The following is a 12,600-nucleotide window of genomic DNA, read 5'->3' as shown; positions in this document are numbered from 1 at the left end:
ACCGGGATCGGGCGACAGGGCCCGGAGCCGGACAACCCGACGACCTTAAGCCGGGTTCGTGACCTGGCGGTTGTTGTAGGTGCCGCAGGTCGGGCACGCGATGTGGGGCTGCTTCGGGTCACGGCAGCGCGGGCAGTTGACCAGCACCGGGCGCGACGCCTTCCACTGGGAACGGCGGGTCCGGGTGTTGCTCCGCGACATCTTCCGCTTCGGGACGGCCACTTCAATCCTCCTGGGTCACCCCCGCGCGGTCGCGGGAGGTCGCTTATCTGGTCACCCCGCGCGCTGTGGCGGGGAGGGTGTGCTCCGGTCGGTCGGGCCCTGAGGCACCGCGGGCGACCGGTTCACGAGCTCATTTCCGGCCGGGGTCGTCCGCGATGGAGCGGAGCGCCTCCCAGCGCGGGTCGACGCCGTCGCCGTGCCCGTGGTCGGGACCGGCCTCGGCGAGTTTGACACCACACTCGGAACACAGGCCGGGACAGTCCGGTTCGCACAGGGGCGAGAGCGGGAGCGCGAGCACGACGGCGTCTCGGACCACCGGTTCGAGGTCGAGCAGATCGCCCTCTAGATAGTAGTCCTCATCCTCGTCGTCCGCGTCCTCGTCACCGGCCGAGGCGGTACCGTCCTCGTCGTCGGCGTAGCGGTACAGCTCCTGGAAGCCCGCCTCCAGCTCCTCGGACAGGGGTTCGAGACAGCGAGAGCACTCGGCCGTGAGGCGTCCGGTGACGGTCCCGGTGACCAGAACCCCCTCCATGACGGCCTCCAGTCGCAGGTCGAGCTCGATCTCCTGGCCTTCGGGCACGCTCGCCATCGCCGTCGTGAACGCCTCGGGGAGGGTCACGATACGACTGACGGTCCGCATCGACCCCGGCTGGCGACCCAGCTGGCGGGTGTCGACCACGTACGGGTCACGGGCATCTAGACGAGACAGGGTGATCGCGCTTTCAGGAGAGGTTCCGGGGGCCGGGCACGAGCTCGCCGACGCCGAGGCGTCGGTCGGTCACGGTGGTGCTGACCGGCCTGAGCGCACGCCGAAGACCGGCGACGCCCATGATCGAACCACGATTCTACCTACCATGTCCCGACCACCCAAATCGTGCTGTGCTCGCCTTGGTCCACGGGCGGCTCGAGTCGTCCTGTAGAACACTCCCGGCCCCCGAACCGTGTTCGCTCCGGTCCTCCGCTCCGCTTCGGACCGTGTTCGAGCGGTTCAGGCGTACTTCTCGCGAAGGCGCTCCTGGACGTAAGGGGTGACCAGGCTGGAGACGTCGCCCCGGTGCAGGGCCAGCTCTCGGACGAGGCTGGAGGAGAGGAACGAGTACTGCGGGTTCGCGGTCATGAACATGGTCTCGACCCCGGAGAGGCGGTAGTTCATCTGGGCGATCTGGAGTTCGTAGTCGAAGTCGCTCACGGACCTCAGGCTGCGCACGATGGTCTCGATGCCGTTCTCGCGGCAGAAGTCGACGAGGAGTCCGTCGAACTCGCTGACGCTCACGTTGTCGAACTCGGAGGTGCTCTCACGGAGCATGTCGAGTTTCTCGGGGACGGTGAACAGGCCCCGCTTGTTGACGTTGTTGAGCACGGCGGTGACGACCTCGTCGTACTGCTTGGCGGCTCGACCGATGATGTCGATGTGACCGTAGGTCACCGGGTCGAAGGAACCCGGACAGACGGCTCGGCGCACGATGGATCGCCCCTCTCCAGAACTGCTCACGACTCTCATGGTCGTCGGGGTTCCTCACCCGACCCCCGATTCGGACAACACTCACATCATGCCCGCAATCACCCAGGGTGGGTTCGAAGAACGTCATCCCCACGACCTTCCATGGATCGTGTGAACCTTCCCGTGCGATAAGCCGGAAAACGTGACGTGTGCCCGCTTTCTACCCGGTTGCCCTCGCGTACCAGAGGATCGCCTCGCCGTACTTCCGGCTGCGATCGAGCTCGATCCCCTTCGGCCAGGCGGGTTCCGGACCGCGTTTGGAGCGCTCGACCACGACCACCGTGTCCGTCGTGGTCCAGCCGTGGGCGACCAGGTCCGACAGGATCGAGCCGACCTCCTCGTCGGTGACCGCGTAGGGCGGGTCGGCGACGACCAGGTCGTAGGGGTCACCGGTGTTGTCCCGGGCCAGGACCCGCTCCACCCGGTCGGCGACCAGGCGCGCTCCGGGCATGCGCAGGGCGGCGATGTTGTCGCGGACCACCTGGGCGGCCCTGCGGTCGGCCTCCACCAGTAGGGCGTGCGCGGCGCCGCGGGAGAGGGCCTCCAGACCGATCGCCCCCGATCCCGCGTACAGGTCCATCACCCGGACCCCCTCGAGGGAGCCCAGGTCGGATTGGACCGAGGAGAACAACGCCTCCCGGGCGCGGTCACTGGTGGGCCTGGTGGTGCGGCCGTCGGGGGCGGTGATCCGTCGGCCACCCGCCGCCCCTGCGATGATGCGGGTCATGGCCACCACGGTAGTGGGGTCTTCGGCCGCCCCTCCCCCGCGCCGCCCGGTGGATCGACGACGCGGGGAGACCGATCAGGTCTTGTCGAGGTACTCGGCCCGCTCCTCGGGGAGCAGGGCCGCCAGCGCCTCCGCCAAGGGCGGATACGCCTTCAGGTCGGGGTCCTCCGCCACGTGGCGGGTGGCCTCCTCCCGGGCCTGGCCGATGAGTTCCTCGTCATAGGCCAGGGTGAGCATCCGCAGGCTGGAGCGGTTCCCGGACTGGGCGTCGCCGAGCACGTCGCCCTCACGCCGCATCTCCAGGTCGGCGCGGGAGAGCTCGAAGCCGTCCGTGGTGGAGGCCACCGCGGCCAGGCGCTCACGGGCCGGGGTGCCCTCCTCGGAGTCGGTGACCAGCAGGCACAGCCCCGGAAGCCGACCACGGCCCACCCGTCCGCGGAGCTGGTGGAGCTGGGAGATCCCGAAGCGGTCGGCGTCCATGATCGCCATGACGGTGGCGTTGGGGACGTCCACTCCCACCTCGATGACGGTGGTGGAGACGACGACGTCGGTCTCCCCCGCGTTGAGGCGGCGCATGACCGCGTCCTTGTCGTCGGGCGCCATCCGGCCGTGCAGGGCCTCCAGGCGCACATCGGCCAACGGCCCCTCCTTCAGCCGGGCCAGGACGTCGAGGACGGCCAACGGCGGCCGGGCCCCCTGGGCTTCCTCCTCCTTCGGGGCGTCCACCTCGTCTCCGGCCTCTCCCCCGCCGGAGCCGTCGGGTCCATCGCCGATCCGGGGGCAGACCACGAACGCCTGGTGTCCTCGACCGACCTCCTCGCGGATCCGTTCCCAGGCCCGGGCCAGGTAGTGGGGTTTCTCACCGGTGGGGACCACGTGCGTGGACACCGGGGACCGTCCCTGGGGCAGCTGGGTCAGCGCCACCACGTCCAGGTCTCCGTAGACGGTCATCGCGACCGTGCGCGGGATGGGTGTGGCGGTCATGACCAGGACGTGGGGTCGACCGTCGGTGGCCTTCTCCCGCAGGGCGTCGCGCTGTTCCACCCCGAAGCGGTGCTGTTCGTCGACCACGACCAGGCCCAGGTCGGCGAAGGAGACGTGCTCTTGGAGGAGGGCGTGGGTGCCCACCACGATCCCCGCGGCCCCCGACGCGGCGTCCAACAGGGCCTCCCTGCGGGAGGCGGCGTTCATCGAACCGGTCAGCAGGGCCACGCGTGTGGCGTTCTCCGCTCCGTCGATCTGCCCGGCCCTGGCCAGGTCCCCGAGCATGGCGCCGATCGAGCGGTGGTGCTGCTGGGCGAGGACCTCGGTGGGGGCGAGCATGACGGCCTGTCCACCGGAGTCGACCACCCGCAGCATGGCGCGCAGGGCCACGAGGGTCTTGCCCGCGCCCACGTCCCCTTGGAGGAGGCAGTGCATGGGGTGGGTGGCGTCCAGCCGTTCGGCCAATCGATCGCCGACCTCGCGCTGACCGTCGGTGAGGGTGAAGGGCAGCCGTGCGTCGAAGGAGTCGAGGATGCCGCCCTCCGCTCCCGGTCGGGGTCGGGCGGGCAGGTCCTCGGATTCACGGCGGCGTCGAGCCAGGGCCAGTTGGAGGACGAACGCCTCGTCCCACTTCAACCTGCGCCGGGCCGGGCGCAGTTGATCCATGTCCCGGGGCCGATGGATACGGGTCAGGGCCTCGTGCACGCCCAGAAGTCCCCGGTCCTCGCGCAGCCGGGGCGGGAGCGGGTCGGGTATGTCCACCGCGTAGTCGAGGGCGACCCCGATGGAGCGGGCGATGGTGGCCGAGTCCAGCCCCTTCACCGCGGGGTAGACCGGGATGACCTCGTCGGCGTAGGCGCGGGCGGCCTCCCCTTCCGAGCCGTCCTCGTCGAGCAGGACGTACTCGGGATGGTCGAGCTGTCGGCGTCCCTTGAAGGTCGAGACCCGACCGGAGAACATCGCCAGTCGTCCCGGAACCAGGGCGTTCTGGTGGTAGGAGCCGCGGTTGAAGAAGGTCAGGTGCAGGCGGCCGGTGCCGTCGGTGACGGTGGCCTCCATCATGTCCATGCGGCGGCGTCCCTGCCGGGCCGGAACGGTCTTCCTGCGGGCGTCGAGGACCTTGGCCTGCACGGTGACGTCCTCGCCCTCGCGTAGCAGCGCGAGGTCGGTGAGGTCGCCACGGCGGTCGTAGCGGCGCGGGTAGTAGCGCAGCAGGTCCCCGAGGGTGCGCAGGTCGAGTTTGTCGGCCAGGGCCTTGGCCGTCCTGCCGCCGAGCGGTCCCTTGCGCAGCGGCTCGTCCCAGGTGCTCACTGTCGTCCCCGTCCTGGACTGGTACGTCGATCCAACGCCACGTTAGACCTCCGGTGAGACGCGCCGGTCCCGCCGCACGAAGGCGGATCGGAGCGCCGTCGGCCCCGGATCGATCGGGGTGCTCTCCGGCGAGCCACACGTCCACTGCTCAGGAACGGTATACTCGGCAGAGTTCATCGCGTTTTCGCCATGCCCGTGTGGCTGATCTCGATGCTTCGGTGAGGTGCGCAAGGCTTCGGCCGCACCATGCCCCACCGTTGCGCGAACGGATACCGTCCAGTGGTCCGATTCCACCTTCGGACATGTCCGTCGTGTACTCTTCCGAGGTTGGCGTTCTCGCCGACCTGTCCGCCCGACCTCTCCCGGTCGGATGAACCTTCGCGTGCGGCGACGTGCGCGATCCCGAGCGCTTGAATGGAGTTACCGTGGCTTCCGTCTGCGACGTCTGCGGCAAGGGACCAGGGTTCGGTAACAGTGTTTCCCACTCGCACCGTCGCACCCGCCGCCGCTGGAACCCCAACATCCAGACCGTTCGCACCCGCGTGGGCGGCACGCCCAAGCGTGTGAACGCGTGCACCTCGTGCATCAAGGCCGGCAAGGTGACCCGCTAGGTCTCCCGCCCCTTTTCGAGATTGTGGGAAAGGCCCTCCGACTTCGGTCGGGGGGCCTTTTCCGTGTGCGCGTCCGGTGGCCGGCGCCTCCGGGCCCCTCGGAGCGGTTCAGAGTCGGCACACGTGGCCGTTGAGCGAACAGCGGGTCGGGCTCTGGGCGGAACCGATGGCCTCGAAGGTGAGCGAGACCGAGTCTCCCGGGGCCAATCCGGCGTCGGGTCCGGAGCGGCGGGCCAGGATCCCGTCCTCCATCGGTTCCCAGTCCGCGCCGTCGACGTGGGTGATCTGGACACTGTCGAAGGCCAGGGCCAGTTCCCAGCCGTCGAGGGAGCTCCTGGAGGTGTTGGTGACGATGACGTGTCCGGTGAACCCGAGTTCCGAGGACTCCAGTACCTGGTAGACGACCGTGGCCGGTTCGGTCCCGGCCTGGGTCCGGGGGCCCTCCCGCTCCTGTCGCCCGGCGGGGTCGCTCTCCTCGGGCCCGGGTGAGACCTCGTCGTGGTCGCTCCCGTCGCGGGGCCCGGTCTCCTCGGTCGCGCCGGGGGCCCCGCCGAACTGAAGGTAGATCTGAGTGGTGCTGTAGCCGAAGAGGAGCAGGCCCAGGATCACGCCGGAGACGATGAGGACGTTGAGGAGTCGGGGAGGTTCGACCCGTTTGGGGACCGTGCTCTCGAGGAAGCCGCCGATCCGCCGCAGGGCACCGGCGTTCTCCGGTTCGCTGCGGTGGGCTCCGCGGCGGGGGCCGTACCGCTTAGCCATGCCGCCTCATAGACCGCCTCTCGACGCTGCTCCGTCTTCCTACCTCGACCGTGATCGGAATGGTCCCGGTGGATCGGCCCGGTGCCGCTCGATGGGCCGATCGGCCGCCCTTGGGGCGACGCCGGCCGCGATGGCAAAGCCTAGCGCGATCGGTAAACGGGACAAATCCAAAAGGGATCACCCTCGACGGAAATGATCCCACCCTCCACCGTCCATCACGGTTCCGTCCACGGTGACACGTACGTCACCGCTTCGCGCCCCTTCCGGGAGAGAACGTGTGGCCCCCACCCTGCGCCAGTGATCGGGGAGTTCGACCTCGGAGGGGAAGACCGCGGCCAGCGCGTGATCCTCTCCTCCCGAGAGCATGAGACGGCGGGCGGCGTCCAGAGCCTTCCCTTCGGGGGCACCGAGTACACGGACGGCTTCGAGGAGCGCCGGCTCGGGGGAGAACGCCTCCGATTCCAGGTCGATGGCCACCCCGCTCGAAGCGGCGATGTGCCCCAGGTCCTGGAGGAGCCCGTCGCTGACGTCGAGCATGGCCGTGGCTCCGAGTCGGGCCGCCTCCGGGCCGGCGGTGTAGGGGGGCGAGGGCCTACGGTGCTCGTCCAGGCACTCACCGGGCCCCTCCAGCCCTTGATCGAGCAGGGCCAGTCCGGCGGCGGAGAGCCCCAGATGCCCGGTGTAGGCGACGATCTCTCCCGGTCCCGCGCCGTCCCTCCGCACCGGGGAACGCCCCTCCAGGTCACCCAGCGCGGTGACGGCGATGGTCAGCACGTCCGACCCCACCATGTCCCCGCCGACGACGGCCCCGCCGGCGAGCGCGCACTCGTCCCGGGCGCCGGCGGTGAACTCCTCGGCCCACACCACGGGAAGGTCGGGCGGGGCGGCGAAACCGATGAGCATCCCGGTCGGGCGCGCGCCCATCGCCATGATGTCGGCGTAGTTCTGCGCCACGGCACGGTGTCCGACGTCACGCGCGGTCGACCATTCCCGTTTGAAGTGGCGCCCCTCGACCAGCAGGTCCGTACTGGCGACGGTGCGCCCGTCGGGAGAGGCCACGACGGCGGCATCGTCACCCGGTCCGAGGATTACATCGGCCGTCCTGGGGAATTGGCTCGTCACGCGTGTGATCAGAGCGAACTCACCAAGGCCCTCAATGGTGGTCATCACGCAGATCAGGGTACGGTGACGCTCCGGCACGGTGGTCCGGACCCCGCGATCGGGTACCGAGTCCGGACCCCGCGTTCGTCCTCCGTCGTCCTCTGCTGTGCCCGACCCGGACGGCGTCCGCTCTCGGCTCACACACGGCACAGCGCGAAGGAGTAGAACATGGTGCAGGCGTACATTCTGGTCCAGACCGAGGTCGAGCGGTCCGGAGAGGTCACCGAGCGTATCCGCGGGATCGAAGGGGTCGAGAAGGCGAGTGACGTCACGGGTCCCTACGATGTGATCGTTCAGGCCGAGGCCGAGGACATCGACGCCCTGGGCGCTCTCGTGGTGGCCCGAATCCAGCGGCTCGACGGTATCGCGCGTACTCTGACCTGTCCCATCATCAACATCTGAGTGTCGATCGCGTCGACGGAGCGAGGTTGCTTGTGCTGAAACGGTACTTCGGGGTGGCATGTGTCGTCGCCCTGCTGACGGCGGGCTGTGGCCAGACCGTGCAGATGCAGCCCTTCGAAGCCGAACCGAACACGGCCGAGCCCTGCGCCGCCCTGGTCGCCGACCTTCCCGACACCCTTCTCGGCGCCGACCGCGCCACCCTCCAGCCCGAGTCCGAGGTCATGGCGGCCTGGGGGGACCCGCCCATCGGTCTGCGTTGCGGCGTTCCCCGCCCCTCCGGTCTGGAGATGGACTCGGTCCTCATGGAGGTGGGCGACGTGGCCTGGCTGCCGCAGCCGGAGGACGCCCCCACGGTGTTCACCGCCGTCCAGCGGGAGGCCTACGTGGAGCTGAGCGTCCCGAGCTCCTACGGCGCGCCCGCGGCCGCGCTGTCCGAGGTGAGCGAGCTGATCGCCGAGCATCTGGACGAGCGCGCCGACAGCGGGGTCTGACCCCGGACACGCGCACGGGGGCGGGGAACGACGGATCGTTCCCCGCCCCCGTTCCGTCCGGCGGGTTCGGGGCCGGTATCGCTACTCGTCCTCCGCGGACCCGTCGTCCTCGGTCGCCTCGTCCTCCTTGGCGGCCTCGCCGTCGGTGTCCTCGTTGTCGGGGTCGGAACCCTGGTCGTCGTTCTCCGCGCCTTCGAGGGCCTCGGGGTTCTCGGCCTGTTCGGCGAGCTGGGCCTCGAAGTCGGCCTGGGTCTCCTGGACCGATCCGGAGCAGGCCGCGCCCGGTTCGGGGACGTCGGTACCGCGCTCGTAGAGCTGCACGAAGCGGAGGAGGTTCTCGTCGTCGGGGGCGTCGACGGAGATCTGTCTGCCCCAACTGGAGGCGACGATCGGGGCGTCCATGTCACCCTCGTAGGGGGTCACCAGAAGGTAGTCGCCCGGGTTGTAGAAGCCTTCCAGAGCCGTCACCTTCTCCTCGGGCAGCTCCGGGTCGTAATTGATCCATACGGCGCCGTGTTCCAGGGAGTGGACGCCGAACTCGGGCGTGATCGGGTCGGTGTAGACGCCACAGTTCTGCCAGTAGGGCCAGTGCTGTCCGCCCACCGGAGGGGACTGTTCGTAGTCCACCTTCTCGCCGACGTCCACATGGCTGAAGTCACCGACCTCGTACTCGGCGACGCCTTCGATGTTGCGGCTCTTCAACTCCATGAAGATCGCGGTACCCAGGAGGCCCAGTACAGCGGCCCCCGCTACGCTGGCACCAGCGATCTTGAGGGCTTTGTTACGGCGGTCCTTCTTCCGCTGCGCCTCACGCAGCGCGGCCGCTCGGGCGCGACGCTCCTCCGCCTTCGATTTCTTGGCCACTGAGTCTCCTGGGATACATGTGGTCGAACAGGACTTTACCTATCCTCTACTTTGTCACCAGAGTGGGGCGATTTGACCGGGGTGAATCGAATGGACCGAGTAACCGGATCGGCGTCCGGGGATACCCGCGACGACGACAACGCCGTACACGATGACGAATCGGACCTGCCCGAGGGTTTCTCCCCGAAGCGGGAGTCGCCCGCCGGGCCACGTTCCGTTCCGCTCTGGACGGCCGTGGTCCTCGTGGTTCTGGCGCTGGCCGGCGGTTTTCTGGTGGGACGTCCCTCACACCCGCTGGACACCGGCCCCGACGCCGGCTTCCTGCGGGACATGAGCGCCCACCACGCTCAGGCGGTGGACATGTCGATGATCATCCTCGACAAGACCGACGATCCCGAGCTGCACACCGTGGCGATGGACATGGCCCGGACCCAGCAGGCCCAGATCGGGATGATGCAGGGATGGCTGGCCGCGTGGGGACTCAACTCCCGGGCGTCGGAGCCTCCGATGACCTGGATGGAGGGCCACGACCACGGCGGCGGTGAGGGCGAGGTGCCCGACACCATGCCGGGCCTGGCCACCAGCGAACAACTCGTCGCCCTCCAGGAGTCGGAGGGCGAGGAGGCCGAGGTGATGTTCCTCGACCTGATGATCGCCCACCACCTGGGCGGGATCGAGATGGCCGAGGCCGAGGTGGACCTGGGCAACGAGGATCTGGTCGTGAACCTCGCCCAGGGCATGGTCGACGCCCAGACCTCCGAGATGGAGAACATGGAACGGATGCTGGAGACGCGCGGCTGACGGATGTGGTCGAGACCACCGACGGTCGATCCCGGTCTCGCCGCTTCTCTCCCCGCACCCCTCCTCACCTGCGACGACGCCTCGCCGACGCAGGACGGACACACGGCGGCGCACCCCCGGACCCCGGGGGCGCGCCGCCGTTCTCGTGCCCTCGACACCGACGCGGAGCCGGGTGAGCCCTGTTTCACAGGGGGGTCCCTCGATTACGACAACTCGTAGCACTACAGTTTGTAGTACTACCGGCAGTCGGTACTTGAGAGGCGTACATGGAAGCTCTAGACCTGGCGCGATGGCAGTTCGGGGTCACCACGATCTACCACTTCCTGTTCGTGCCCCTGACCATCGGACTGTCGTTCATCGTGGCCATCCTCCAGACCTTCTGGTACCGCACGGGACGCCACGAGTACCTTCAGGCCACCCAGTTCTTCGGCAAGTTGTTCCTGATCAACTTCGCCATGGGCGTGGTCACCGGCATCGTGCAGGAGTTCCAGTTCGGCATGAACTGGAGCGAGTACTCCCGCTTCGTCGGCGACGTCTTCGGAGCACCCCTGGCCATGGAGGCCCTGCTCGCCTTCTTCCTGGAGTCCACCTTCATCGGCCTGTGGATCTTCGGCTGGCACCGCCTCCCCCGAGGCGTTCACCTGGCCTGCATCTGGCTGGTCGCGATCGGCACCAACCTGTCGGCCTACTTCATCCTGGCCGCCAACGCCTGGATGCGGAACCCGGTCGGCTACGAGATCAACGAGGAGACCGGCCGCGCCGAGCTCAACGACATCTGGGCCGTGCTCACCAACGACCAGGCCTGGTCCACCTACATCCACACCGTCGGCGCCGCCTTCATCACCGCCGGACTCTTCGTCGTCGCGGTCTGCGCCTTCAAGCTCTGGCGCGACATCAAGCACGGTGACACCGGTGAGACCGGGGTGGCCCCCTCCACGAGCGAACGCGCCCTGTTCCGCGGCGCCATGAAGGTCGGCCTCGTCGTCGTCCTCGTCGCCGGCGCGTTCACCGTCCTCTCCGGAGACAACCAGGCCAAGCTCGCCGCCGAGTTCGAACCCATGAAGCTCGCCGCCGCCGAGGCCCTGTGGGACACCGAGGAGGGCGCGCCCTTCTCCACGTTCGCGGTCGGGGACACCGAGGCCCGCCACAACCCCATCGACGTCACGATCCCCAACGTCCTCAGCTTCCTGGCCACCGGGCACTTCGACGGCGAGGTGCACGGCATGAACGACCTCCAGGAGGCCTACGAGGAGTACTACGGCCCCGGGAACTACATCCCGAACGTGTTCGTCGTCTACTGGTCCTTCCGCCTCATGATGGGGCTGGGCATGTTCGGTGTCGCCGTCGCCGCCGTCGGCCTCCTGCTCATGCGCGGCCGCGAGCGGCTGCCCCGTCACCGGTGGTTCTACTACGCGGCGATGGCCGCCCTCCCCGCGGCGCTGCTGGCCAACATCTTCGGCTGGGTCCTCACCGAGATGGGCCGCCAGCCCTGGACCGTGCACGGTGAACTCCTCACCGCGGAGAGCGTCTCCCCCGGCGTCGACCTCGCCACCGTGGCCACGAGCCTGGCCGTCTTCACCGCCGTGTACGGAGTGCTCTTCGTGGTGGAGGTCGGACTGCTCTGGAAGTACGTCAAGAAGGGCCCCACACACCTCGTCCCCGATCTGAAGGACGACAAGGACGAATCCGCCCTCCCCCACTTCAGCTACTAGGAGCATCGGATGGATCTCGCACTGATCTGGTTCGTGGCCATCGCGGTCCTGTGGACCGGCTACTTCTTCCTGGAGGGGTTCGACTTCGGGGTCGGGGTGCTCCTGCCCTTCACCGGCCGGCGGAACTCCATCGAACGCAGGGTCGCCATCAACTCCATCGGTCCCGTCTGGAGCGCGAACGAGGTGTGGCTGCTCACCGCGGTCGGCGCGACCTTCGCGGCGTTCCCGCCCTGGTACGCGTCGATGCTCAGCGGGTTCTACCTCCCGGTCCTGGCGATCCTCATCGCGCTCATCGCCCGCGGCGTGGCCTTCAAGTACCGCAGCAGCCACGACAGCGACCGCTGGCGCGACGTCTGGGACCGGGCGATCTTCCTCGGCAGCGTGGTGCCCTCCTTCCTGTGGGGGGTGCTCTTCGCCAACCTCGTCCAAGGCGTGGCCATGGACGCCGACCACATCGTCACCGCCGGCCCGCTCGACCTGTTCTCGCCCTACGCGCTGTTGGGCGGGCTCACGACCCTGGCCCTGTTCACCCTGCACGGCGCCGTCTTCCTGGCGCTGAAGACCGACGGTCCGGTCCGGGTGCGCTCCCGTAAGGCCGCGCTGGGCAGCGCCGTGGTGGCGCTGCCCGCGAGCGCCGCGTTCCTGGGGTGGACCCAGAGCGCCCACGGCCAGGGCTGGACCGCCGTCACCGCGGTGGCCGCGGTGGCCGCGCTGGTCCTCGGGGTCCTCTTGACCTGGCAGGGACGCGAGGGATGGTCGTTCACGGCCATGGCGGTGGCCGTGCTCACCCTGACCGTGACGGTGTTCGGCGCGCTGTATCCGAACGTGCTGCCGTCGACCACGGACCCGGCGTACTCGCTCACCATCGAGAACGCCGCCTCGGCCGACTACACCCTCACCGTCATGACCTGGCTGACGCTGGTGGCCCTCCCCGTGATCCTGGGCTACCAGGCCTGGAGCTACTGGGTGTTCCGCAAGCGGGTCACCGGCGAGCAGATCACCGGCGCCACCGTGGACGGAGGGGCCGAGCCGGAACCCGAGAAGGTCGCCTGAC

Annotated in this window: 14 protein-coding genes; 6 read left to right on the top strand and 8 right to left on the bottom strand. The window is 68.9% G+C overall.

Annotated features, from left to right (window positions below; translation table 11 throughout):
• Positions 1-45: 45 nt before the first annotated feature.
• The 5 genes from rpmF to recG form a co-directional block, all read right to left on the bottom strand.
• Positions 46-222, bottom strand: coding sequence for a 50S ribosomal protein L32 (gene rpmF / locus D451_RS0118215; RefSeq protein ID WP_013151268.1), 177 nt, complete (start codon positions 220-222; stop codon positions 46-48).
• Positions 223-352: 130 nt separating this feature from the next.
• On the bottom strand, positions 353-901 hold the full coding sequence (locus tag D451_RS0118210; RefSeq protein WP_026125168.1) for a YceD family protein: 549 nt from the start codon (positions 899-901) through the stop codon (positions 353-355).
• 309 nt (positions 902-1,210) lie between these two features.
• Positions 1,211-1,684, bottom strand: a complete 474-nt coding sequence (gene coaD, locus D451_RS0118200) for a pantetheine-phosphate adenylyltransferase (RefSeq protein ID WP_014911546.1) — start codon at positions 1,682-1,684, stop codon at positions 1,211-1,213.
• 199 nt (positions 1,685-1,883) lie between these two features.
• Positions 1,884-2,450 carry a 16S rRNA (guanine(966)-N(2))-methyltransferase RsmD gene (rsmD, locus tag D451_RS0118195; protein ID WP_017535493.1) on the bottom strand — a complete coding sequence of 189 codons (567 nt, stop codon included), beginning with the start codon at positions 2,448-2,450 and terminating at the stop codon, positions 1,884-1,886.
• 75 nt (positions 2,451-2,525) lie between these two features.
• On the bottom strand, positions 2,526-4,745 hold the full coding sequence (gene recG / locus D451_RS0118190) for an ATP-dependent DNA helicase RecG (protein ID WP_017535492.1): 2,220 nt from the start codon (positions 4,743-4,745) through the stop codon (positions 2,526-2,528).
• 425 nt (positions 4,746-5,170) lie between these two features.
• Between recG and rpmB the strand changes: the two genes are divergently transcribed.
• Positions 5,171-5,356, top strand: a complete 186-nt coding sequence (gene rpmB, locus D451_RS27395) for a 50S ribosomal protein L28 (protein ID WP_013151263.1) — start codon at positions 5,171-5,173, stop codon at positions 5,354-5,356.
• Positions 5,357-5,464: 108 nt separating this feature from the next.
• On the opposite strand, the gene D451_RS0118185 is transcribed toward rpmB, so the two are convergent.
• Together D451_RS0118185 and D451_RS0118180 are read right to left on the bottom strand one after the other, a co-directional pair.
• The gene (locus D451_RS0118185) at positions 5,465-6,115 is read right to left on the bottom strand and encodes a cellulose binding domain-containing protein (protein WP_017535491.1); all 651 of its coding nucleotides are present in this window, start codon (positions 6,113-6,115) and stop codon (positions 5,465-5,467) included.
• A 177-nt stretch (positions 6,116-6,292) separates the two neighbouring features.
• Complete coding sequence (locus D451_RS0118180) at positions 6,293-7,285, bottom strand: thiamine-phosphate kinase (protein ID WP_085994778.1); 993 nt, start codon at positions 7,283-7,285, stop codon at positions 6,293-6,295.
• A gap of 159 nt (positions 7,286-7,444) precedes the next feature.
• Here D451_RS0118180 and D451_RS0118175 point away from each other — a divergent pair, with 159 nt between their 5' ends.
• Positions 7,445-7,678 carry an Lrp/AsnC family transcriptional regulator gene (locus D451_RS0118175; protein WP_014911356.1) on the top strand — a complete coding sequence of 78 codons (234 nt, stop codon included), beginning with the start codon at positions 7,445-7,447 and terminating at the stop codon, positions 7,676-7,678.
• Positions 7,679-7,710: 32 nt separating this feature from the next.
• Complete coding sequence (locus D451_RS0118170; protein WP_014909726.1) at positions 7,711-8,169, top strand: DUF3515 domain-containing protein; 459 nt, start codon at positions 7,711-7,713, stop codon at positions 8,167-8,169.
• Positions 8,170-8,250: 81 nt separating this feature from the next.
• Here the strand turns inward: D451_RS0118170 and D451_RS0118165 are convergent, their stop codons facing one another.
• Entirely contained in the window at positions 8,251-9,033 is a 783-nt protein-coding gene (locus D451_RS0118165) for a DUF3105 domain-containing protein (RefSeq protein WP_017535489.1), read from the bottom strand.
• Positions 9,034-9,123: 90 nt separating this feature from the next.
• On the opposite strand from D451_RS0118165, the gene D451_RS0118160 reads away from it, so the two are divergent.
• The 3 genes from D451_RS0118160 to cydB all read left to right on the top strand — a co-directional run bounded on the left by D451_RS0118160 (position 9,124) and on the right by cydB (position 12,599).
• Complete coding sequence (locus D451_RS0118160) at positions 9,124-9,834, top strand: DUF305 domain-containing protein (RefSeq protein WP_017535488.1); 711 nt, start codon at positions 9,124-9,126, stop codon at positions 9,832-9,834.
• 266 nt (positions 9,835-10,100) lie between these two features.
• A complete protein-coding gene (locus tag D451_RS0118155; protein WP_017535487.1) occupies positions 10,101-11,546 on the top strand; it encodes a cytochrome ubiquinol oxidase subunit I in 1,446 nt (481 codons plus the stop codon).
• A gap of 9 nt (positions 11,547-11,555) precedes the next feature.
• Positions 11,556-12,599 (top strand): cytochrome d ubiquinol oxidase subunit II, encoded by a 1,044-nt coding sequence (gene cydB / locus D451_RS0118150; RefSeq protein WP_017535486.1) that lies wholly within the window; start codon positions 11,556-11,558, stop codon positions 12,597-12,599.
• Position 12,600 lies beyond the last annotated feature (1 nt).

Origin of the sequence: Nocardiopsis alba DSM 43377, assembly GCF_000341225.1 — a bacterium.
GTDB classification, from domain to species: Bacteria; Actinomycetota; Actinomycetes; order Streptosporangiales; family Streptosporangiaceae; genus Nocardiopsis; species Nocardiopsis alba.
This window is presented reverse-complemented; position numbering and strand designations above follow the sequence as displayed.